At 40.7% G+C, this 22,150-nt stretch carries 19 protein-coding genes and 1 tRNA gene; 9 read left to right on the top strand and 11 right to left on the bottom strand.

Annotated features, from left to right (window positions below):
- Positions 1 to 86: 86 nt before the first annotated feature.
- The gene (locus K0S23_RS00195; protein ID WP_300352631.1) at positions 87 to 557 is read left to right on the top strand and encodes a DUF4199 domain-containing protein; all 471 of its coding nucleotides are present in this window, start codon (positions 87 to 89) and stop codon (positions 555 to 557) included.
- A gap of 439 nt (positions 558 to 996) precedes the next feature.
- Positions 997 to 1,557: a putative peptidoglycan-binding domain-containing protein gene (locus tag K0S23_RS00190; RefSeq protein WP_300352629.1), complete on the top strand. Its 561-nt coding sequence runs from the start codon at positions 997 to 999 to the stop codon at positions 1,555 to 1,557.
- A gap of 6 nt (positions 1,558 to 1,563) precedes the next feature.
- On the opposite strand, the gene K0S23_RS00185 is transcribed toward K0S23_RS00190, so the two are convergent.
- From K0S23_RS00185 to K0S23_RS00175, 3 genes are all read right to left on the bottom strand, one after another.
- The gene (locus tag K0S23_RS00185) at positions 1,564 to 2,400 is read right to left on the bottom strand and encodes a hypothetical protein (RefSeq protein WP_300352628.1); all 837 of its coding nucleotides are present in this window, start codon (positions 2,398 to 2,400) and stop codon (positions 1,564 to 1,566) included.
- Between the two features lie 139 nt (positions 2,401 to 2,539).
- Entirely contained in the window at positions 2,540 to 2,974 is a 435-nt protein-coding gene (locus tag K0S23_RS00180) for an SRPBCC domain-containing protein (protein ID WP_300352626.1), read from the bottom strand.
- A gap of 68 nt (positions 2,975 to 3,042) precedes the next feature.
- Positions 3,043 to 3,621, bottom strand: coding sequence for a Crp/Fnr family transcriptional regulator (locus K0S23_RS00175; protein ID WP_300352624.1), 579 nt, complete (start codon positions 3,619 to 3,621; stop codon positions 3,043 to 3,045).
- Between the two features lie 111 nt (positions 3,622 to 3,732).
- Between K0S23_RS00175 and K0S23_RS00170 the strand changes: the two genes are divergently transcribed.
- The 4 genes from K0S23_RS00170 to K0S23_RS00155 all read left to right on the top strand — a co-directional run bounded on the left by K0S23_RS00170 (position 3,733) and on the right by K0S23_RS00155 (position 6,816).
- Positions 3,733 to 4,101: a BlaI/MecI/CopY family transcriptional regulator gene (locus K0S23_RS00170; RefSeq protein WP_300352623.1), complete on the top strand. Its 369-nt coding sequence runs from the start codon at positions 3,733 to 3,735 to the stop codon at positions 4,099 to 4,101.
- Entirely contained in the window at positions 4,094 to 5,458 is a 1,365-nt protein-coding gene (locus tag K0S23_RS00165; protein WP_300352621.1) for a TonB family protein, read from the top strand. The genes K0S23_RS00170 and K0S23_RS00165 overlap by 8 nt, the downstream gene beginning before the upstream one ends.
- A 248-nt stretch (positions 5,459 to 5,706) precedes the next feature.
- Positions 5,707 to 6,414, top strand: a complete 708-nt coding sequence (locus K0S23_RS00160) for a DUF2243 domain-containing protein (RefSeq protein ID WP_300352619.1) — start codon at positions 5,707 to 5,709, stop codon at positions 6,412 to 6,414.
- 39 nt (positions 6,415 to 6,453) lie between these two features.
- Positions 6,454 to 6,816, top strand: a complete 363-nt coding sequence (locus K0S23_RS00155; RefSeq protein ID WP_300352617.1) for a hypothetical protein — start codon at positions 6,454 to 6,456, stop codon at positions 6,814 to 6,816.
- Positions 6,817 to 6,874: 58 nt separating this feature from the next.
- Here K0S23_RS00155 and K0S23_RS00150 read toward each other — a convergent pair whose 3' ends face one another.
- Positions 6,875 to 7,573, bottom strand: coding sequence for a hypothetical protein (locus tag K0S23_RS00150; RefSeq protein WP_300352615.1), 699 nt, complete (start codon positions 7,571 to 7,573; stop codon positions 6,875 to 6,877).
- A gap of 112 nt (positions 7,574 to 7,685) precedes the next feature.
- Positions 7,686 to 8,960: a PKD domain-containing protein gene (locus K0S23_RS00145; protein WP_300352613.1), complete on the bottom strand. Its 1,275-nt coding sequence runs from the start codon at positions 8,958 to 8,960 to the stop codon at positions 7,686 to 7,688.
- A 748-nt stretch (positions 8,961 to 9,708) separates the two neighbouring features.
- Here K0S23_RS00145 and K0S23_RS00140 point away from each other — a divergent pair.
- Positions 9,709 to 13,782 (top strand): T9SS type A sorting domain-containing protein, encoded by a 4,074-nt coding sequence (locus K0S23_RS00140; RefSeq protein WP_300352611.1) that lies wholly within the window; start codon positions 9,709 to 9,711, stop codon positions 13,780 to 13,782.
- A 99-nt stretch (positions 13,783 to 13,881) separates the two neighbouring features.
- Here K0S23_RS00140 and K0S23_RS00135 read toward each other — a convergent pair whose 3' ends face one another.
- The 3 genes from K0S23_RS00135 to K0S23_RS00125 form a co-directional block, all read right to left on the bottom strand.
- Positions 13,882 to 14,409 carry a hypothetical protein gene (locus K0S23_RS00135; RefSeq protein ID WP_300352608.1) on the bottom strand — a complete coding sequence of 176 codons (528 nt, stop codon included), beginning with the start codon at positions 14,407 to 14,409 and terminating at the stop codon, positions 13,882 to 13,884.
- A gap of 338 nt (positions 14,410 to 14,747) precedes the next feature.
- Positions 14,748 to 14,824: transfer RNA gene (locus K0S23_RS00130), tRNA-Ile, on the bottom strand.
- Positions 14,825 to 14,982: 158 nt separating this feature from the next.
- A complete protein-coding gene (locus K0S23_RS00125) occupies positions 14,983 to 16,020 on the bottom strand; it encodes a COX15/CtaA family protein (RefSeq protein WP_300352605.1) in 1,038 nt (345 codons plus the stop codon).
- Positions 16,021 to 16,254: 234 nt separating this feature from the next.
- Here K0S23_RS00125 and K0S23_RS00120 point away from each other — a divergent pair, with 234 nt between their 5' ends.
- Together K0S23_RS00120 and K0S23_RS00115 are read left to right on the top strand one after the other, a co-directional pair.
- The gene (locus K0S23_RS00120) at positions 16,255 to 16,659 is read left to right on the top strand and encodes a hypothetical protein (RefSeq protein ID WP_300352603.1); all 405 of its coding nucleotides are present in this window, start codon (positions 16,255 to 16,257) and stop codon (positions 16,657 to 16,659) included.
- Between the two features lie 25 nt (positions 16,660 to 16,684).
- Positions 16,685 to 17,470 (top strand): NAD(P)-binding domain-containing protein, encoded by a 786-nt coding sequence (locus K0S23_RS00115; RefSeq protein ID WP_300352600.1) that lies wholly within the window; start codon positions 16,685 to 16,687, stop codon positions 17,468 to 17,470.
- Here the strand turns inward: K0S23_RS00115 and K0S23_RS00110 are convergent.
- From K0S23_RS00110 to K0S23_RS00100, 3 genes are all read right to left on the bottom strand, one after another.
- A complete protein-coding gene (locus K0S23_RS00110; RefSeq protein ID WP_300352597.1) occupies positions 17,460 to 18,287 on the bottom strand; it encodes a DUF4412 domain-containing protein in 828 nt (275 codons plus the stop codon). The genes K0S23_RS00115 and K0S23_RS00110 overlap by 11 nt on opposite strands.
- Before the next feature lie 93 nt (positions 18,288 to 18,380).
- Positions 18,381 to 19,106 carry a LytTR family DNA-binding domain-containing protein gene (locus K0S23_RS00105; protein ID WP_300352595.1) on the bottom strand — a complete coding sequence of 242 codons (726 nt, stop codon included), beginning with the start codon at positions 19,104 to 19,106 and terminating at the stop codon, positions 18,381 to 18,383.
- A 3-nt stretch (positions 19,107 to 19,109) separates the two neighbouring features.
- Positions 19,110 to 22,127: a histidine kinase gene (locus K0S23_RS00100; protein WP_300352592.1), complete on the bottom strand. Its 3,018-nt coding sequence runs from the start codon at positions 22,125 to 22,127 to the stop codon at positions 19,110 to 19,112.
- Positions 22,128 to 22,150 lie beyond the last annotated feature (23 nt).

Raw genomic sequence — 22,150 nt, 5'->3', positions numbered from 1 at the left:
ATTGCATGAAACTGTTTTTTAATGTTAAATAATTGGATGTCACGGCATTTTATCGTAATTTTTAATCTCATTCAAATAGTAACGCCATGAGTATTCGAAATCGATCCATCAGATATGGACTCTATAGTTTTGCCGGAATTGCAATACTATTTCTTATAATGAAATTATTCTCATTGGAAAACAATGGTTATCTCCGTTTTCTAAATGTATTTATAGTATTTTTCTTTACAAATAGACTGGCTAAAAAGAACCGTCAGCTTGAAGCGGATGACAGTTACTTAAAAGCATTTGGTTCTCTGATTCTAGCCAATGTGATTACAGTAGTTTTATCCGTCATTAGCTTTGTGGTTTATGCCATGTTCATTCAACCTGATTTTATGAGCAAGTTTGACGGAGGAATTTTTTGGAATAGCCATGCCACAATAGATAAGGCAGCCGTCGTATTGTTCTTTGAAGGTATTGCTTCCGCTTTAGCCACATCATTTATAATTGTGATGTATTGGAATGAAAGAACCCCGGACAACAAGTGTGTCCCGGTAGAGCCTTCAAAAAAATAACCCCATAGAAATCGGAAAATCGAGTGGATTTTAATAATTCGCTCGATTTTCTTTTTGGTACCAGGCCTGATTTCACCAACCAAAAAGAGAAAAGGTTCGTTAGGGATATCAATGACCTCTTGGCATAAAGTGCAAGAGGAAAATCAGATAACACCTAAACCCTAAATAATCAGAGAGAGAGATCGGGTGAATCAAAGTTCATTCGATTTTTTTTTGTCTTTTTTAAAAGAACCCTGTCTATGAAATTTCGATGAGACCGTAAAAAGATTACGTACTTACTGCCGTACATTAGCAATCTAAACAAAATAAACTCATTACATTTTGAACCAACACCAACACTAATACACTGCATATCAACCATTAATAAGCCTAAAAACACTGCTTCATTTCAAAATTTAGCCCATATTTGCACTATTACTATTCACTATTATTCACAACCATGACACTGAACAATTTCATTGATTTCGAAAGAAAATGGGAAGGCGGTCTGAGCAGACACACTTCCGACTCAGCGAGCAAAAACCCATGTCCCACTCCATTCAAAGGAAAAAGCGGATGGCACACCAATGCCGGGATAACTTATTCCGTGTGGTGCAAAAAGTTTGGAAAAACCAACGATCAGCGCTTTTTTGAGATGTCGAACGAAGATTGGTTCGCTGTTTTCGATTCGCTTTATTATTCCAAAGTAAAAGCCGGCTCATTTAATTCACTTTCCATTGGATTTATGGTCACCACCATTGCCTGGGGTTCGGGAGCCCGGCAAGCAGGATTGACCCTGCAACGCGCTATCAATAAAAAAGGCGGGAATGTTTCCGTCGACGGAGCTATCGGACCCAAAACCCTTGCAGCTGCAAATGCCATTCCTCCACAGGAATTATTTGACGAGCTGGTAAAACAACGCGCCGATTTCTTTCAACGGATCGCCAAGGGAAAGAACGCTGTTTTCCTAAAGGGATGGATGAACCGATTGAATGCTTTTGTGAAAGAGTTTAAGCCCTAAGCCCGATTAGAAAGAAACCAATTGTTTGCTGCGGTAGGTCTTACCCAAAGCAGTAGCTTGAAACATGTAAACTCCGGCACTGATCCCTGATTGCAGCTGAATCGTGTTTTCTGATTTCACAAATGCCACTGTTTTTCCCATTGCATCCAAAATCTGAAGCTCATCAATCGCTAAATCCGGGTTTAGGGTAAAGGTCATTCCGTCTTGCTTCACGAATAATTTATCTTCGATAACTTCCGTATTGATGGATAACGATGAATTGCAAATCTCGGTAATGAATGTAATCTGTCCATTATTTTGAGTAGTTTCCTCTACAAATGAACTTGTATTTCCTACTACACCATATAAAATCATGATATCATTTCCCTGGATCACTCCCGGATTCCATTTAGCTTCCAGTTCTGCTGTCAGATTTGAATTCACGGCATTAACTGCACTGTAATTATATGAAACCGGTGTATAAATAATAACCGAATGTCCTGACGGAATGCTTTGAAGCATATTCTTCATTCCCTGTAACTGCAATGAATCGTCCATTTTAAAAACAAAATAGTATTCCACTCGTTGTCTAAATTCACCGCTTTCATTGAAATTACCGAAAGAATGGCTAGGATTTGCTCCATTGTAATTCGTTCCCCATGCCGTACATGTTGACGGATCGATCACAGCGACATAAAATGCCAGATCAGACCCAAGTGTGGAATACTCAACAACCTGATTGTCAATTGAATACATGTTGTAAACTGAATGTGAGTTGTAACAATCCACTTTTAATTCAGATTGTCCAAAAGAAGAAGAAGCTGCCAGAACAAGTGCAACGAAATAGGTAATTAGTTGATTCATCGGTTATTTTTTTTGTAAAACTACGGAAACAAGAGTTATTCCACAAGGGAATCAGTTACTCAATTATCAATTGTGCCGTTTATTCTATCAATACCTGCTTCCGAGGAAATTTCAGACTAACTTCCACTTTTCAGGAAAGTTATTTCTCCGCTTCTTCCTTCAGTTTTTGGTTCATTGCACGAAACCCGTTTAAAGTGCTTCCGTCCAGCATTTTTGAAAACATCCGGACCAAAATACCCCTGAATTTTTCGGCATGAATGAAAGTAGTTGTCCCGTCTCCATTGTCGATCAGTTCAAATCTGTGTTCACCGTCAAATAATCCGGGGAAGAGCAAATGTCCCATCCATCTGAATTCCTTGTTTTTATCAAAAGCCAGTACTTTCGGTTTGAAGGTCATTCCCTTTCCTTCCGGCGGTTCGAGGCGAACAATGATCTTCTCTCCTGTTTTCACATTCCCGCGGATGGATTTAATAAAGGGATTCCAGTTTGCATAATTTTCAAAATTGCTCAGGATTTCCCAAATGCGTTCAGGACTAGCCTGGATCGTAATCTCTGTTCTGATTTCTTTTTTCATCTGATTAATTATTGATTCTTTGATGAAACAAAGTTCGATGAAAGCAAGGAAGGCACACTTGACAAATATCAAGAAATGGAAGCAATCTTTTTTCGGAGCCTGCTGAAGGTTTCCGGAGTCATGCCGAGCATGGAAGCCAGGTATTGTAATGGAACCTGGTTGAATAATTCTTTATTTGCATTCCACAATTGTGCATATCGTTCTTCAGCCGTCATGGATATGAATGACAGGATACGATCTCCCATAGTGGAAAAACATTTCGCCATGAATAACTTCTCTACGGTATTCCAGGTAGGAATGGATTTTCCCATATTGCGGTAATCATCTTTACTGATAAGGTATAATTCACAATCTGTCAATGCCTGTAGTGTGGAAGCAGCCGGCTTATCGAACAGGAAACTGTTCAGATCGGTAATGAAATATCCGGGCGTTGCGATCCATTTGGTGATTTCTTTGTCGGGCAGATCCACCCATTCGCGCAGCAAACCTGATTTCACAAACGCCATGTGATTTGCGTATCCGTTTTCCCTGAAAAAGCATTCACCTTTACCCAACGAAACAGGATGGAAATGAGAACTGATCGTTTTCAGATCCTCCGACTTCACTTCGAAAAGTGCGGCAATATTCTTCTCCAATTCGTTCATCATCTGATTTTTTTTCTTTCTGCAAGTCCGGAAAGATAAGGGTTTCCGGGAAACAATACATTTATATTTATAAATATAGTTGTATAATTGGAAAAGTAATTATATAATTGCATTATGAAAAAGGAACTCACACGTGCAGAAGAACAAATCATGCAGGCTATCTGGACGATAGGAAAAGGATTTGCCAAAGATATCCACGAGCAACTGGAGGAACCGAGACCGGCTTACAATACCGTTCTGACAGTAATCAGGGTATTGGTCCAAAAGGGTTTTGTGGAATATAAAACCTATGGGAAATCGAATGAATATTCTCCAACGATCACAAAAGAAGAGTATTCCGCACAGCGTTTCCAGTCACTAAAGGAAAATTACTTTGGGAACTCGAATGCCAAGCTGCTCTCCTTCTTCATGAAAGAAAACAACCTCGATCTCCGGGACTTGAACGAGCTGCTGGAAATCATAAAAAAAGAACGTCATGACTAATTATTTGTGGACCATTTTCGAAGTGAATGTTTTGATAACCTTATTATTCTGTGTCTTCAAACTCATACAGCGTTACCTTTCTTTCGGATGGCAACGTATTTCCCTGCTTTCGATTCCCTTGTTATCGATCCTTGCCGTTTGGATGAAACAGCGAAGTATTTCCGAATCATCGTGGTCTTACCATATTCCGGTAATCGAGTTGGAAACAGTGGAAATCTCTGGAGGAAAAGAAACATCTCCGCGCGGGTTTGATTATACTTCTTTACCGGAAACCGTTTACTGGCTGGGAGTGGTTTTACTAACCGTATGGATGTTATATAAGCTGTATAAGATCCTTCGTGGATTTTCAGGAGCAAGACGAACAGCAGAAGACGGCTTTACAGTGATTGAGTCTGCGGATCAGGCTCCCTCTTCCTTTTTTCATATCATTCAGTTGCCCTCCGGACTTTCCAAATACGACCGGGAGATCATTTTCCAGCACGAGAAGATCCATGCTCAGAAATTTCATTCGGCAGACCGTTTGTACCTCGAAACAGTACATTGCTTATCCTGGTTCAATCCTTTGATCCTCCTGATGAAAAAAGAATTGGTCCACATCCACGAATTTGAAGTGGACCGGATCATGTACACTAAATACCGCGCCGGTTATATGGAATTCCTGCTGGCGTATTCACTCGGAACTAGTTCATCATTCTATTTATTCACCAATCAGTTTATGACAAAGCTCACACTGATTAAACGCATCAAAATCATGAAAAACACATCAAAAAAAGTATTGATTGCAGCACTTGCCCTGCCGGTTATTGCAGGCGGACTTACGCTTATTTCTTTTACTGCGGAAAGTAAACAAACTCCTCCGAAAGAAACCAAAAAAGAGAAACAGGAGATCAAACGTGAAGCTCCGAAAAAAGCACCTTCTGCACGAACGGTAAAACCATCTGAAACGACAAAGGAGAAAATTATTGATCCGAAATCCGAAACTCCGGGGGGAAAGGATGTCTATTTTGTAATCCCGATGGAAACAACTTCAGAAGTTACAACCGAACCACAAGAAACTGAGGTGGACAAAATGCCGGAATACCCGGGTGGAACGGAAGCAATGATCAAGTATCTGACCAGTAACATCCGTTATCCGGAAGTTGCCTTAAAAGAAAAAACCACCGGGAAGGTATTTGTATCCTTCGTGGTTGCAAAGGACGGAAAAGTAACTAAAGCGACAATCAAAAAAGGTGTCAGCAAGGAACTGGATGCCGAAGCATTACGTGTGGTTTCTGCTATGCCTAAGTGGAATCCGGCAGAAAAAGACGGGAAGAAAGTCGATGCCGAAATGGTATTACCTGTTTCGTTTGCATTGTAAAAATTAGCTTGAATCGAATAAAAGGCGCTTTCTGTGGAAGGCGCTTTTTTTGTTTTGGTAAAGTTTTACCGGAACTAATTAATTGAAAAACAAACACTTCCACCATATGGTAAATTGGTAAATAGGTGAATTGGTAACCAGTCTAACGAATACACGCACATGTAAATAATATAAATTTTCAGCAAGACAATGTAATTCTTTTACTTCCCGAAGCATCTAATTTAGTCCGGGTGTTAAATGTTTGGCTTATGAAAAAGATCTGCTTACTGATCGCAACACTTTCCCTGAACCGGTCGATGGCATGCACGACCTGCAACAGGCAGCTGCAAGATGCCATTTACGACAGTACATTCTATCCCAACCTGCTCATCATGCTTTCCGCATTTTTTGTCCTGGCACTGATCGTTGTTTTTTTGAGTTGGTTATCTGCAAGAAAATACCGCCATCTTAGCTCTCAAAGTCCATCCTACAAAACCTTAAATCCTGTACCCTTAACTACTGCATCAATGGTATTGGGGATTGGTATGGGCGGATTTATTGACGGAATCTGGCTTCATCAGATCCTGCAATGGCACGAGATGCTTTCCAATAAGGTTACGCTGAAAACCTTAATGGGTAAAAGCGTGAATATGTTCTGGGATGGTGTTTTTCACCTTTTTTGCTGGGTAGTTGTGCTCACAGGCATTGTTCTCCTGTGGAAACTCTTGTCGAGAAGAGATATCAATCGCTCCGGCTCGCTGCTTTCAGGCGGGTTACTACTTGGCTGGGGCTTGTTCAATATCGTAGAAGGAATTATCGATCATCATCTATTGAAACTGCATTTTGTACGCCAGCGTTCCCTTGATCCCGACTATGAAAACTTTGCTTTTCTCGGGTTCTCCGTGCTTTTAATCTTCATTGGCTGGATAATGGTGCATAAGCGGGCACATTACAGGTCACCATTGAAGGAAATTTAAAAGCGAATGTAACAGATTCTAATAATAAATTTTTAATCTATGGAAAATACAAATACACCGGAACTGAGATGGTATCATTACCTTTCCTCATTCTTTTCAGGTCTTTTCCTGGCCAATGCTGTTCCGCACTTTGTTAACGGAATTTCAGGAGATTCGTTCCCTACTCCTTTTTCAGATCCGCCGGCTAAAGGACTTTCATCACCGCTCACAAATATCTTGTGGGCCCTGGCAAATCTGCTGATCGGCTACCTCCTTTTCAGGGCGAGTAAGATCAATTCAAGAACACTATCCGGACTTGTAGTCTTCTTCATTGGTGTAGCAACAATCAGCATTTACCTGAGCATTCTCTTTGCCGATAAGGAAACAAAAAAGTTTTATGTTTATGAGACAACTGAATTTTAATCTGTCTTTTTTATGATAAGTGCAGGATTTGAGATCCTGCACAATTAAGTAAATGTATTCAACAAATCAGCAGCAACCTGCTTTGTCCGGACTTTTCTTCCGGGGCACGGTGAACGCAGGGAGGAACCTGGCTTTCAGGATGATCGATCGCCAGCTTCCATAAGTGGCCCAAGCCCAAACTTACCGGACGAGCATCCGGTTTAGCCTGGTAGTGCAGATCAAAGTAATGCTCACCCAGGAATGATTCAAAACCTTCTTCTGCGCCACCATATAGTTTTTTAAGCTCATCACGTATCTCCGGAACAAGCACTTTCTGTATGGCTTGTGAATTCGGCAACAGTTCACTTGACTCACCGGAGTAAGTGCATAAAAAGGTGTCCGTTGGTATCGGAGAACGGTCTACATGGAAGGAATAAACATCCGTCGGAAAAAACGGATATGCATCATCCCTGTCATAATAACTGATGACATTAAGTACTGGCGAAGCACCATGAGCTTTTAAGACCTTCAAGTCATTTAAAAGAATCTCACGGGCAAGTTGTCCCTCTTCACTCAGCTTCAGTTCAAGAAGATCTTCCGGTTCAACGGTCGTTATATTTCCACTTAACGCTATTTTTTCCACGATTTCGGAGAAATCACCTCTAAGCTCACGGCTCCAGCAGATCGCGTTCACCATTCCTTGAAATGGCATGGAAACAAGGTCCTGAAAACTTGTAACACATTGAATTTGCTCATTGCTGTCCGGTGAATCTACCATAAGGTTAAGATAAGTATAAGAATGCTATTTCCTTTTAACTGACAAAATTCGGAAAAAGATCCTGATTTCGGTTAAAAAGAATCGAAGCCTTTCGGTATTCTACCTAACAATCTTATTCTTTTACTATCTTCCTTACCAGCTTCCCGTAATTGCTTGCGACGGTCACAAAGTAAATCCCATCTTTTGCGAGAGACAGATCAATGCTTGTCTTAATATCCGTAATCCGTGTTGAATACACCGTTTCACCCAATAGATTACTCACTGTAAGCACTTGATCAGATAACAGGGTATATCGATCATATAAGACGAATATGCCTTTTGAAGGATTGGGGTAAACAGCTAACAGATCGTTTGCCGAAAGCTCATCAATTCCCATCGAGGTAATAGCTGTGCATTCAGATGTATCAACGCAACCGTTTTGTGTCACTATTACAGCATACGATCCGTTTACGGTAGGCGTAAACGATGCGGAGGTGGCGCCTGCAACCGGTAAATTGTTCGTGCAGTTGATCCATTGATAGGTCGCGTTGGATGCTGCAGCTGTAATTGTTATACCACTTACAGAGACGGCGGTTTCTACACCTGTCACCGTAAGCGACTGTGTAATCGTATCATTTCCGTCGTTATTTGCTGCGATCAGCGTAACCTGGTAAGTTCCCGGGGCTGTATAACAAATACCTGAAGGATTCTGATCTGTAGAGCTGTTTGGCTGGTTAGGTGTAAAATCCCATAACCACGAAGTCGGTGAGTTGCTTGTCAAATCGGTGAAATTGACACATTCCCCCACGCAGATCACGTTATCGGAGATCGAAAAAGCGGCAACGGGCGGATCTGAAGGAGAAGGTGGTGCAGCACAGCAATTACCGCCGTCCGAAAGGTTTTGTGTTCCCATCCAGCAGCTATATTGTGTTTCATGCGTGTAAACCGTTCCGGCAAAAACATTTTCGAAATAATCGTACACCTGCGCTGCCGTGTTGCAGCCCCCCTGACTTCCTGTGCCGCATGAATAAGCGCAATCTATGAATAGGTAACCATTGGGATCGTTGTATGTAACCGGTGGTACAAACTCGATATTGGGAGTTACACCGCCTGGTGCGCCAATAAATGTAGTTGTAGCAATAGAACCTCCGCAAACGGTATTCGATCCGTTATTATATCCGGCATATTCGATTCCGGTAATGTTGTTGACATATGGGCCGCTTAAAGTCACCTCAATAGCTTCATAGGAAACAATACCGATCTTAAGGTTCGGAATATTGACATCCACATTAATGTTCAGAAAACCGCCATTGTAGTTTGAAAAAATAACAATGTTTCCGTTTGGATTACAAACCTGCGAAGTAGCATAAAACCCGCAAAAGAATAAGATAGTAAGTAGGATTCTCATAAGTAAATAGTTGTGTGTTAGTCTTAAATATAAACAAAAGTTTCTAAGCGGATAGTCTTAGTTCCTTTATTTACATTCCAGGTCACGGTCAGAAATATAGAAACGATGTTTGAAATCGGATTGACTTTGTCATCGCTAATGGTCCACAAAAAAGCTAATAGAACTATCAAAAGAATCTCATCAGAATAACTCAATCCATAGCTACATGATCAAGTATAGATCACCTGCAGATACTCCCACTATCAAGTATGGATAAAGCATAGATACCCCACCTTGAGACGTAGCGACGGTAAAGTCTGCTACTGTCACCTTTCACACTGCGAAACTTTAGTGAAGCAGTGTTTACGTTTATACCTGCGAAGTCGACGACGAAGTAGGTTTCGCATTCAAAGCTCGAAGAGTACTGAAAGCCCCGACCAAAGCGTCAATGGAAGTAGTTTTCAAACTGCGAACCACAATCCTACTCCCGATAGCTATCGGGACAGTCCTCACGCTAACTACTCAAAAAGAAGAGTCAGCCATGGCTGACGAAGACTGAGGCTCTGTCCGTCAAATGACGGACAGAAAAGCCGAAGGATAAGCCTGGGAAGGAAGCTTAGAACATCCTTCGAGCTACAATCCTGCGACTTTTCCGTAGTAGATTTTCCTTCGTCAATTACTACGGACCACAGCGAACAGAAATGGAACCTGAATCAGTAATTCATTGTGATAATTAATCACTAACTTTGAAACATCTAAAACTAATTGTATGCGCCTCCTTGCACCTTTAATTTTCTTTTTAATTCCTGTATTCAGTTATACTCAATTCGCCCCGGAAAGCATCATCAATATTTCAGGAAATTATGGAACATCTGTTAGAACATTTGATTGTGATTCTGACGGTGATCAGGATGTAGTTGCAGGAATGGAAGAAGGAGTTTTCCTTTTTATAAATAATGGGACAGGTGCAATGAGTACCCCTAAGCTTATTAAAAAAGGAACAACCAAAGCATTAGCTGTTGCAGATTTAGATGGAGATGGAATAAGCGATATAGCGAGTTCGGAAGGTACAGTATTACATTTGAATCGTGGTTTGGGAAATGGAAATTATGCTGCTACTGATAGCTTGGTTAATCTTAACTATTTCAATACATTATCTGCTGCTGATATGGATGGTGACGGAGATGAAGATTTGATTACCTCTTCAATGGATAATGATTTCGTTAATTGGTATGAAAATGATGGTTCAGCTGTTTTTCAAACAGAACATTTTGTTGGGTATGGTTGGAATCCAACGTCTGTCTTTGTTGCAGATTTGGATAATGATGGAGACAATGATGTAGTATTTTGCTTTGAATCTGGTATCATTTGGAATGAAAATTTAGGAAATGGGAGTTTCGGTTCCTCGAATACTTTATTGAGCAGTCTCCAATATCCTGAAGCAGTATATGCAGCAGATATGGACAATGACGGGGATATAGATATTCTGGCTGGATCAAGAGGAGATGATAAAATTGAATGGTTCAGAAATGATTCAGGTGTATTTACTTCAGGAATAATCATATCTACATCTGCAGATACCTATGATCTGCTTGCAACAGATGTGGATGCAGATGGTGATCTGGATATAGTTTATGGAGGTGGTGGTGAAACCGCATTACATGAAAATCTGGGATCCGGGAATTTTGGTCCTAAAAACCAAATATCTACATATACTGTAACGGGTGGAATTCGATTCATGACTATGTCTGATCTGGATAATAATGGAACGAATGACCTCGTAACGATCTCTACAGACAATTATCCGAAGGTTTTGTCATTTTTAAATACAAGCGGGACTTTTGGAACACCGAACAATATTTTGTCCCCTGCAATGGGACTTCGTGCTATGATAACAATGGATGTAGATATTGATGGTGACGAGGACCTGATAACGATATCTTATGACGATGATAAAATAGCCATGCATGAAAATTTAGGGAATGGGATTTATACGCCTCAAAAATTGATTTCAAACCAGGCCAACGGACCTGTTACAGTATTAGCTGTTGACATGGATGGCGATCAGCTCTTAGATTTAGTTTCTGCATCCCCTTTGGATAATAAGATTGCCTGGTACAAAAATACAGGTGGACAATTTGCTCCGCAGCAGGTAATTACTACAGCGGTTACCGGAGTAGAAAATATTACGGCTGCTGACTTCGATAACGATGGAGATATCGATATCGCAGCAGCATTTTTAAGTATAAACCGATTCGTCTGGTTCGAGAATTTGGGTGGCGCCACCTTCAGTTCTATCAAGTTTATTTCAGCTTTAAATGCCATAAGTGATCCTAAGTATATTTCAACTGCGGATATGGATGGAGATGGGATAAAAGATGTTATTGGCTTTTGTAATGCTGCACAGGTTCTATGGTATAAAAAGAACGGGGCAAACTGGACAAGTAAAATCGTAGGAATAGATGGTGATATATCATCAATCGCTATTGCAGATATGGATAACGATCATGATAACGACGTGGTGGTTTCCATTTTTGGTAACGGAGCTATAAGTTGGTTTGAAAACCCTGGAAATGGTGTGTTTACAGGTGTGGAAAATAACATTGATGACGAATATCCTGGTCTTTTGGATCTCAAATTAGTGGATATGGATCTGGATGGCGATACTGATATCTTAACATCACGCAGCACTTATTTACATAATGGGGTTTGCTGGTTTGAAAACCATGGAAATGGACAATTTGATAAAAGAGAGTCCGGTTCGCTCATGAATTTTAACAGTGGGTATTCGAAAGTAATGGTTGCAGACGTTGATAATGATGGCGACCAGGATGTATTCACGATTTTTTCCAATAGCGATAAGATCGCACTAAATAAAAATGACATATTAGCTCCGTTCCAGGCACGTGGTAATTTTTACATTGACGCAAATCAAAATGGACAAAGAGACAGTCTTGAAATTGGAATTGCACTACCGAATATCATTTCTATACCAAGTGATGTTTATCATTACACGTTTGATAATGGAAGGTATTCTATAGATTTTGATCCGACTGTAGTGGCGAACTATGAATTAACGCCCTCTGATTATCCTCATTGGGGGATTACATCTGATTCATTAAGTTATCATGTATCAGTTACTCCAGGTTTTGTGTTTGAAGACAGTCTCGATTTTGGATTCTATCCAACCGACTTGTTCGATAGTTTAACACCAAATCTTTCAGGAGAATTTCCGCGTTGTAATTCTATTGTTAACTATTGGCTGTCAGTTAAGAATAATGGAACCACTCAACCCTCAGGGGTAATGGAATTTGTTTTAGATACGAATATTACATTTATAAGTGCAGATATTACACCCGATTCGATCGTTTCAAATCATTACTATTGGAGTTTCGACAGTCTTGATTGGTTCACTTCAACCGGAGTTTTGCTTCAACTTCAGCTGCCGGATTTTAATTCAATGGGAGATACGTTAAGCAGTTCACTAACTGCGATCTCTCACCTGTCGGGAAATGTCTATTCCGATCAATTTGATCAAATACTGGTTTGTGCTTATGACCCAAATGACAAAGCTGCTGAACCAGTGGGATTTGGTCCGGAAGGATTCATTTTACCTGATGTGGAATATATTGACTACACCATTCGTTTTCAAAACACAGGTAACGATACATCTATAACGGTTGTCATTCGGGATCAGCTAGATACTAATTTCGTTTGGAACTCACTAAGTAACCTTGCTTCAAGCCATCCCGTGGAAACAACAATCAATGCAATGGGTGAACTGGTATTCAATTTTGACCAGATCAATCTGCCTGACAGTATTGTAAATGAACCTGCAAGCCATGGTTTTGTAAAATACCGTATTTGGCTGAAAGAAGGACTTCCGATCGGAACCTCTCTTAAAAACACTGCAAATATCTATTTTGATTACAATCCAGCAGTTGTAACTAATACGACTATCCATACGCTTTTTGAATGCTCAGAATTGCAGCTTTTACCGATGACTACAGTTATTTGTCAGGGGACTGAACTCCAGGGAAATATAAGTAATATCCTTTACGATCAGGTATCCTGGAAAATCGATCAGATTTTTGAATTGAGTTCTGATGAATTGATCTGGAATGCGGATACTTCAGGAACTTTTGACCTGGAAGTGATCCGGTACAACCCTTATTGTTATGCAGATACGGTTTTGGCAGTAACTATTTATCCAACTTATACGCAAACCATTGATTCATTGCAAATTTGTTCCGGAGAGTCGATTAACATTTTTGGAACTGAGCAAACAACTTCCGGTAATTACTTCAACGAGTTGCTTTCTGTTCATGGATGTGATTCGGTAGTGGTGATTAATCTTCAGGTTAATCCGAATCCGGTGGTTCAAATCGGAGATTTTTCTCAAGACACAATTTGTATCGAAGGAGGTCTAGTACCTTTGCCTTCAGGACAACCTACAGGAGGTCTTTACTCTGGGAACGGGATAAGCGGCTCCTCATTTAATCCAGTAGTTGCGGGAACGGGTGTTTCTGTAATATCCTATATTTATGATGATTCATTGGGGTGTTCTGATTCTGATTTTGCAACAATTACTGTTGAAACTTGTTTGAACATCGATGAAAATCCGTTACAGGAATGGAATCTCTACCCGAATCCGGCAACGAATCAGTTGTTTATTGAGTCCGTTGAGGCAATAACTATTTCAATTATTGATATGACCGGAAAGACCATTCAACAGGAAACTTTAAAATCCGGAAAAAACGAACTGGATGTAAGCTTATTGACAAACGGAGTATATCTTATCCGATCAAAATCAGGAGGAAATACGAAGTTTGTGAAACAATAAAAATACTTGATAATCAGAAAGCCTTGGTAAGTTTTACCAAGGCTTTTTTCTTTTTGTGGAGAAGAGCGAACGGGAAACGGAACCGGGAATAATTACTGATTAAGAACCAAAAAGTTTCTTCCACCAAGTTTCTTTAGTTTTTAATGAGGCCTCCTGATTGGTAGATTTACTTTCAATCTCTTCCATTAATTCAGTGTGTAATGCATCCTTAAAAAAATAAAGTGTTGTAGAACATTCCAATTGGGGTTTTACTATAACTCCATTTTTTATTAGTTCATTAAATTCACTTTCGATTTTTTTGTTATCCTGATATTCAGGGTATTTATCGATTTGATTTTGAATAAAGTTTGTTAATCTCCATAAATCAAAACCATCGTGTCTCGGTTCTGGAAAAAATGCGAAATCGAAGTCCATAATTTTATCCTTGAAATGTGCGGCTAATCCAAAACCATGGAAAGCATAAAAAGAAAGTCCTACATCAGGTAACCTGCCGGTCTGCTCATATTTTCCACTATGCCAACCTTCCAGAATATTATCGACTTGGTATTTATTCTGAAAAATTCTCACAGCCTTGTCAGCTGACAATTGATAGTCTTTGATTATATCGATAAAACTGATTGTTCTCATTGAATTTTTTCAGTATGGATGATTTGATTCAATACTACCAAAAAAAACTGAAATACAACGCCTTTCGAGCAAAAGGGAATCGAACCGCTGCCGTCTCGATACGTTCGCCTGTCAGTTCGAGTGCGGAGCGTATCGAGAACACAAGGCGAACACTCGACATGACAGCAGGTTGTCGAAACTTCGAACCGGAAGTCCACACTCTTCTCTCACTCTCCTCCCGATAGCTATCGGGACTCGCTCTGCAAAAAGAAAAAAGCCTGGAAAGAGTGAGTGTGAGAGCGAGTACAGAGTGACAAAAAGAAAAAAGCGAACTACTGCCGTAATTCGCTTTTTTCTTTTGGTGGTCCCACTTGGGATCGAACCAAGCACCTACTGATTATGAGTCAGTTGCTCTAACCGACTGAGCTATAGGACCGTTGAAAGTATACTTTCAACTGACGATGCAAGCGTTAGCGCGCATGCAGTAAGTATCTTTCTATTCTTTTCATCAATCAGGAAAACTCCATATTGATGGGTGCAAATATACTATTTCTATCGAATTTCAAATCTAAAAACACCAAAAGCTGTAGAAATTTATCCGCGGATACTGTTCTTTGAAAGGGGTTTCGATAAAGGTCGGAGTCTTATGAATTGTAGGAATAAGATCCCGAATAAAATAGTAGCACACAATAAATGAGATACTTGCACAAAACCTGGCATGTCGGCATAAGCCAATAAAACTCCGCCTGTCAATTCAATGACCAGCACAAAAAATGCCCAGTAAACGGATTGGACTTTGTCTGTTTTGTAATTCAGGAATACCAATAAAACCATCAAAACCAATACTGCCCAGGAAAAGGAGCGATGAATAAAGAAGGCCCATCCGAAGCGGCTTGTCCAGGCATCTCTTCCCAAGCCCTGCTGTGTTAACTGATCAATGTATTCGCGTACCTGCGTTCCGAGAAACATCTGGTAGGCCGTGATTGCCAAAATAATCCCGATCAGCCATTTCATTGCAACGGGTAAATTAAAAGTCTTTTGCTGAACCGGGCTGATCCTGCGAATGAGCAATAATTGAAGGCAAACTACCAGGAGTGCTAAAAACATGTGAACGGTAATCGTCCAGGGAACCAGGTTGGTTGCTACGACAATGGAACCGAACCAGCCATTCAAACCGATTGCAACCAGGTTGATCAGGGAAAGCCAAACCAATCTCCGGTCTTTGCGATATTTCAAAAATCCCCAAAGAAAGATGATCAAAACCCCGTTTCCTGCTAAAAATCCCACCAGGCGGTTTCCGTATTCTGTCCAGGTTCGTTGTGCATTGAAAGGCTCTTCTTCATATGTTCTCGGATCTTTTTTGATCTTTTCGGCTGTTTCTTTCATTCCAAGCGCAGATAGGAAGCGTGCAAACTTCTCTACCTTCGCCACACGTTTTTCGCCATACACTTCCCTATAATTTCCAGGTAATTGTGCTTCACTGGTCGGAGGCACCCATGATCCGAAACACTTCGGCCAATCCGGGCAACCCATTCCGCTTCCTGATGTCCGTACAACACTGCCGGCAATAATTACCAGGAAGATCAGCACCAAAGTGATCCAGTTTAAGCGTATAAATCCTTTTGAAAACATAGTCGATATTTAGTCCCAAAATTACTGATAAAAGCCGCTTGTAAATGATGATCCAGATCATTTTTTGAATATTTGCGCTTGTAGTACTTATCCCAATTCCCTCTCAAGGAAAGAGCTCAATAACATTTTACACATTCATACAAACAAACCACTCGAAGTGAGCAAAATACACCAATTGCATTATTGTGAAATGTAAATTACTATCGTTACTTTGTTCAACTAAATTATTACGCTATGAAAAAGTACCTTTTAATCTTCAGCCTGCTGTTTACTTCCATCATTTCTTTTGCTCAACTGAACATCTCTACGAATTATCGCCAGGATGGTGTTTGGAATGAAGAAACCTCTCAATGGGATATAACTTCTACCGATGAAGGCGGAACCTTATTCGAATTTAACAAGGAACTGACGACTTTTCACCACACCACGGCAAGTATTTCTTCGGATTATTTCATTACTAAATACGATTACAACGAAGAGGAGATCAAGTATACCATGACCATCAAAAGTGATGTCGGGAATGAATACGAAATGATCATCGATGGGATTAATAACTGTGTTTGTTTCTTCTATTGGAGAGACAGTAAATATTATTTGGTCCGACACACTATAAAAAACACGTGGATCAAGGAAAATTAAGCGCAAATAGCGTACATTTATTCCCATGAAGGTAGGCATCATTGGACTGGGATGGCTTGGACTTCCACTCGCAAAATCACTCTTAAATAAAGGATTCCAGGTAATCGGAACAACGCGATCGCGTTCTGTGGACTTATCCCATGAACGTTTTTCGCACGTTCTGCTCGATCCTTTGCAAAAAAAACAGGCAGTAAGCGCTTATTTGAATGATGTGGATGTTCTTATCCTGGCATTTACACCGTCAAAAACGGATGAAAAAACATATGCCAAAGATTGTGTCCGTATGCTGGACCTGGCCTCCCCTTCCTGTAAAGTGATCCAGTTGAGTTCTACCAGTATTTATCCCGAAAGGAATGCCACATTTACCGAATCGGATTATCCTGCCGGTTCCGTGAAAACGAATTCAGTGGGTTACGCCGAACTGGCGATCAGTTCCATGCTGCGGGACCGTTTAACTGTTATCCGGCTAAGTGGTTTGGTTGGTCCGTCACGATACCCGGTAACTGCTATGTCGAAGTCGGGGAAAACTTACCAGGCTTTTGAACGCGTGAATTTAATCCACCGGGAAGATGCTATTGGTTTGATCGAGCACGTTATCCTGAATAAGATCTGGAATAAAACAATAAACGGATGCGCTACCGAACATCCGTTAAAAGGTCAATTTTATACTGAGATGGCTTCCAAACTTGGAATTCAGCCTCCGTTATTTGAAGACAAAACACGTTCCGAACGCATTATTTCGAACGCTTATTCCCTGGAACTCGGATACAAGTATATTTATCCTGATCCAAAAAGCTTTCCTATAGCTTAGTTATTTTGTAAGCGCCGATATTTACCGTTTTACTTGCTTTGGAAAGAGCAGTCATCACCATATGCATTTCGGCTTTCCCTGCTGCATCGTATGAATTCATTTCCATCATCATTCCTCCTTCTTTGAAAGCTTCGTCCGGAATTTGTGAAGCAGAAGTCTTACTCATATTTGCGAACGTATTGCTTACGTCGATCCCTGCATCTTTTGTGATCCACACTTCCGTTTTCTTATCGGATTCAATCAGTATCTCTTCGCATTTATAACCCAGGATAGTTTTGGTTCTGCCGGTTTTTGTAACCTTGGCCGCCGGTTTTTCACCCTGGTTCATTTGCTGCTGTTTCATGGCAGCTTCCATCGCCTTGGTCGACATGACCATTGCAGTCTTCTCCTTGTTGTTCAGCATGATCATCACACCGTTCTTCGAATCGATAATGGAAGACATATCCTGTTTACCTGCCTCCATTTTGATCACCTGGTCTCCGAAATCGTAATTGATATCCTGGGATTCACCCGGTTTATTCGTACTCTCAATTTTATATGTTACACTGCTTGTAAAAGTATAGGACGCCTGGTAGTCTCCCGAAGGCGCGGTTTCTACCGGCGATGCCGATTCTGCAGGTGCCGAAGCAGGTGCAGGAGAAGCTTCTTTCTTTTCTTCTCTCAGATTTCCCCTTTCACGGTTATTTCTGGTAGTATTGAAATCCTGGGCATTTGCTTTTTCTTTGGCCGTTGTACCGACAGATTTGATCAATCCTTCCTGTCCGGAAACAACTGAAGATAAAAGACATACGATTAGCGCAAGCAGAAATGTTTTCATAACAATAGTATTATTATACCAAATGTAACGAAAGACATAGAAGTCCCCGTCTTAAACATGTGGATTTTAGATTTCAGTGTGTGAATTCCCGGGTTAGTTGATTCCCAAAACTTCCAAAAGCTCCATTTTCTTGCTTCTGGAAACCCCGATCTCCTCCTGGTTTGACAAAATCACGGAACCGCCTTCGCCACGAATATACTTAACCACCTGATTCAGGTTTACCAAATGAGAATTGTGTAATCTGAAAAAGAATGGAAAATCTACCAGCTGCTTTTCAATTTCCTTCAAGGTTTTCGAAACTGTGATCTTTCTCTGGTGCAGAACGATCGTTGTGTAATTTCCATCTGATTCACAGCGGATGATCTGGTCAACTTCGATCAGTTCCACCCCATTCAATGAAGAAATCGGAATTTTAGGTTTCAGCCCCATTCCGTTTATCCCGGATGATCTTCCCTCTGATCGTTTCTTTTTCACACGCTGAACACTTTCAACCAGGTCCTCCGCATCAATAGGTTTCACCAGGTAATGTACGGCCCCTTGTTTAAAGCCTTCCAGGGCATATTCATCGTAAGCAGTGGTGAAAATTACATCGGATTCTTTATAGGTCAATACGTTCAGTAATTCAAAGCCATTCATCTTTGGCATTGATATATCAAGAAAGAGTAAATCGGGCTCTTCCGTATTAATTACTTCGACTGCGTCGATTGGGCTTTGTAATTCGGCAATGACCTCAACATCAGGACAAAACTTCCGAATTAAAATAGCAGTAGTTTCTAAACTGTGCCTTTCATCATCTACAATAATTGCACGTAATTTCATAATCTAGTTTGGTGTTTCAAAGTACAAGGTAACTAAAGTTCCGATTGCCCGGCCATTTTCGTCAATTAAATCTTCTATTTCAAATTCGTTCTGCCGTTTGGTCCTTAAAGTGAGTGAGCGCAAACGATCCTTGGTAATCTGGAGACCTACACTACCCTCTTTTAAGGAACGTTTCCGGTTGTTTTCTTTTGCTTTTTCTCTCCCGATCCCGTTATCCTGGACCATGACATAGAGTCCGCTGAGTTGTTTTTGAAACGATACGCGGATCTTCCCTCCTTCTTCAGCTCTTGGCATCAAACCGTGCCAGATTGCATTTTCGATAAAGGGTTGAATGATCATTGGCGGGATCTGGCAATCCAGGACTTCCTGTCCGTCAATTTGCAGATCGAAATCAAAATCCTGGTCAAAGCGCAGGCGTTCGAATTCCAGGTACAATTTCAGCGATTGAATCTCATCGTAAACAGTGATCATATCCTGCCGTGAATAGTTCAGGATCATGCGCAACAACTTCGAAAATTTGGCAATATAATCTGCTGCATTGTCTACTTCGTCTTTCAAAATAAACAAGCGAATTGAGTTCAGGCTATTGAACAGGAAATGGGGATTCATCTGTGCCCTCAATGCTTTTGATTCCATTTCGTTGATCTGTAAACTGAATTCTGCTTTCATTTGCTCGGTACTCTGAATCCGTTTGATCCTCGAACGCATGAAAAACCAAATTCCAAAAGCACCTGCAAGAGCTGAAAGTGTGATAAACCACCAGCGTCTCCAGAACGGTTTTGTGATCTTGAATGCATAGGAAGTAATCGTTGATTCATCTCCTTCAACAACCTTTACCTGGAAAACATACTTATCACTCGGAAGATTGTGATACAATGCTTCATTTTTTTGATTTCCGTTGATCCATTTATTGTCCAGGCCAAGTAAACGATAACTCACCATGTTATTCTCGGCGTTTGAGAAATCCCTGATGCCGAATTCAAACACCAGGTTATTTTCGTTATAAGCATATCTGAACTTACTTTTGGGAAACCTGCTTACACCATTCATATCCCGGATCTGGATCACATATGGAATCGCCTTTTTTCTGGTCGGCAGGCTTTTTGAAATTTCCCCGACAACATAGGAATTCTTTTGCAGGAAATAAACAGAATCAGGTGTGACATTGATAGCAAACACATCACTTATCCCGTTTCTTTTTTCCAGACTTAAAACCTTTCCCGAATGGGTGTTTATTATTGCAACACAGGAAGGATTTAAGATCCAGAGTCTCCCCCCGGAATCTAAGGTCAGCTGGTTCACCTCATCGCTTTGAAGTCCGTTGAAGGACGTAAATTCATTTAAGAGTTTTTTTGTTTTTAACTGATAACTCCAAACACCGCTTGCCCGCGTTCCTATCCACAACTTTTGTTTATTGCTAATCGCCAGGCAGGTAATCTGGTCTGTATTTTCGTGGTTGAAGAGTTTGATCCTTTCAACCTGCTTTGATTGAATGTCGTACCGGTATAACTGTTCATTTTCGGAAAAATAAACCGCATGGTCCAGGTAAACCATCGCCAGGGGAAAATACTCCCGGGTTTCATCCAATTTGGTTTCTTCGGGGATGGAATAAATCTTTTTGAACGAGAAGTCCGACAACCTGAAACGAAGCAGGCTAGCATCCAGGGTTCCGACAAACAATAAGGAATCGCCGACAAGTAAGGAGTTTTGAAAACGTTTATCGATCGACCGGTGATTCGAATGAAGTGTTTTATTGGCGATCCGGTAGTTCCGATCGATCCGGATCAATCCGTTTTCTCCCACTACCAGGATGCTTCCATCTTTCAGGTAATAGAAAGTTTTTGCATCCATCAATCCCTCCAGCCGGATGACCTCCGGTCCCTTTCCCTTAATCCGTTTCAATATTGCCGATGATCCACCCAGCAACTGATATGCGCTTTTCTTATCCGGAGAATATTTTACTGCCTGCAATTGTATATCGGTCTTAACCTTTATCCCGTAAATCAGGGATTCATCGTGAATAAACAACCCTGAATTGGAACTTGCAATTGCGAGCTGAGATCCGAACTTGGTAATCCGGAAAGGCATTACGGCACTGCGTTCGGATTCTTCATAACGGACATATTCCTTTTTGTTGGTATCGAACAACAAGATCTCTTTGTTCAAAAGACAGAGATATAAGTACCTGGAATCACGCCATTGGATCGAGGAAATCTCTTGGTATCTCAAGTCCTCAATTGAAATCGGAAAGGACTTAAACAAGCCCTGAAACTGGTCAAAGTAAAGCAGCCCGCCCCGTTTGAGCCCGATAAACAAATTTCCCTTGCTATCCTGAACTGCACAGGACATATCATTCCGGTAGCTGGAAGAAGCCTGCGGATTTATATCCGTTGATCGCCTAAACCTGAACAACGTTCCACCCCGATCCTGGACACCAAAACGATATAATCCGTTAGAAGCCATGATCCATAATTTATTCGGGTCCAGCTTATCGATCAAAATCGCATTCAGACTTGAAACTTTGGGATCGAATTTTCTGAGTGAAAACCGAACCGTTCTTTTACTTTTTGAATTAAAGGAAAACAGCTTTCCTTCAACGGATGAATACCAGATGATGTCGTTCAGAACAGCAATAGTATTGATGCGGTTACTTCCGAAAGAAGGAACGGTGTGTTTATTGTAATTTACAATATCAAAAGTTTCTGTCTGGATTGCAATGAGCCCTTTGTTGTATGTCGAAGCCCAAATGGTTTTCCGTCCGTCAAAAACAAGTCCCTGAATATCATTTGAAGCCAGGGACAAAGAATCGAGCGGATCGTGTTTGAAATGAATGAACCGCTGTCCATCAAACCGCTCAATACCTTTAGGGGTCGCCAGCCAGATAAACCCATTGTGGTCATATGCCACATCCCGAATTTCATTAGAGTTTAATCCATTCTCTTTTGAATACTGAATCAAACCTCTTTGTCCAAAAAGAGTTAAATTCAACAGGCAAAAAAGCAACCAAAATCTAAATTTCATGTCACCAATTTCGAAACTATATT

The sequence above is a fragment of the Fluviicola sp. genome (assembly GCF_029266855.1).
In the GTDB taxonomy this organism is placed as follows: Bacteria; Bacteroidota; Bacteroidia; order Flavobacteriales_D; family Crocinitomicaceae; genus Fluviicola.
Note: the sequence above shows the minus strand (reverse complement) of the source record. Positions and strands in the feature narration are given on the sequence as shown.

What these genes read in the sequence shown, in the direction of transcription:
- K0S23_RS00135 (WP_300352608.1), bottom strand. Translation starts at nt 14,409, where the DNA reads ATGAGAACAATCAGTTTTATCGATATAATCAAAGACTATCAATTGTCA.
- K0S23_RS00110 (WP_300352597.1), bottom strand. Translation starts at nt 18,287, where the DNA reads ATGAAAACATTTCTGCTTGCGCTAATCGTATGTCTTTTATCTTCAGTT.
- K0S23_RS00105 (WP_300352595.1), bottom strand. Translation starts at nt 19,106, where the DNA reads ATGAAATTACGTGCAATTATTGTAGATGATGAAAGGCACAGTTTAGAA.
- K0S23_RS00175 (WP_300352624.1), bottom strand. Translation starts at nt 3,621, where the DNA reads ATGATGAACGAATTGGAGAAGAATATTGCCGCACTTTTCGAAGTGAAG.
- K0S23_RS00100 (WP_300352592.1), bottom strand. Translation starts at nt 22,127, where the DNA reads ATGAAATTTAGATTTTGGTTGCTTTTTTGCCTGTTGAATTTAACTCTT.
- K0S23_RS00155 (WP_300352617.1), top strand. Translation starts at nt 6,454, where the DNA reads ATGGAAAATACAAATACACCGGAACTGAGATGGTATCATTACCTTTCC.
- K0S23_RS00160 (WP_300352619.1), top strand. Translation starts at nt 5,707, where the DNA reads ATGAAAAAGATCTGCTTACTGATCGCAACACTTTCCCTGAACCGGTCG.
- K0S23_RS00115 (WP_300352600.1), top strand. Translation starts at nt 16,685, where the DNA reads ATGAAGGTAGGCATCATTGGACTGGGATGGCTTGGACTTCCACTCGCA.
- K0S23_RS00165 (WP_300352621.1), top strand. Translation starts at nt 4,094, where the DNA reads ATGACTAATTATTTGTGGACCATTTTCGAAGTGAATGTTTTGATAACC.
- K0S23_RS00145 (WP_300352613.1), bottom strand. Translation starts at nt 8,960, where the DNA reads ATGAGAATCCTACTTACTATCTTATTCTTTTGCGGGTTTTATGCTACT.
- K0S23_RS00180 (WP_300352626.1), bottom strand. Translation starts at nt 2,974, where the DNA reads ATGAAAAAAGAAATCAGAACAGAGATTACGATCCAGGCTAGTCCTGAA.
- K0S23_RS00140 (WP_300352611.1), top strand. Translation starts at nt 9,709, where the DNA reads ATGCGCCTCCTTGCACCTTTAATTTTCTTTTTAATTCCTGTATTCAGT.
- K0S23_RS00170 (WP_300352623.1), top strand. Translation starts at nt 3,733, where the DNA reads ATGAAAAAGGAACTCACACGTGCAGAAGAACAAATCATGCAGGCTATC.
- K0S23_RS00190 (WP_300352629.1), top strand. Translation starts at nt 997, where the DNA reads ATGACACTGAACAATTTCATTGATTTCGAAAGAAAATGGGAAGGCGGT.
- K0S23_RS00125 (WP_300352605.1), bottom strand. Translation starts at nt 16,020, where the DNA reads ATGTTTTCAAAAGGATTTATACGCTTAAACTGGATCACTTTGGTGCTG.
- K0S23_RS00185 (WP_300352628.1), bottom strand. Translation starts at nt 2,400, where the DNA reads ATGAATCAACTAATTACCTATTTCGTTGCACTTGTTCTGGCAGCTTCT.
- K0S23_RS00120 (WP_300352603.1), top strand. Translation starts at nt 16,255, where the DNA reads ATGAAAAAGTACCTTTTAATCTTCAGCCTGCTGTTTACTTCCATCATT.
- K0S23_RS00195 (WP_300352631.1), top strand. Translation starts at nt 87, where the DNA reads ATGAGTATTCGAAATCGATCCATCAGATATGGACTCTATAGTTTTGCC.
- K0S23_RS00150 (WP_300352615.1), bottom strand. Translation starts at nt 7,573, where the DNA reads ATGGTAGATTCACCGGACAGCAATGAGCAAATTCAATGTGTTACAAGT.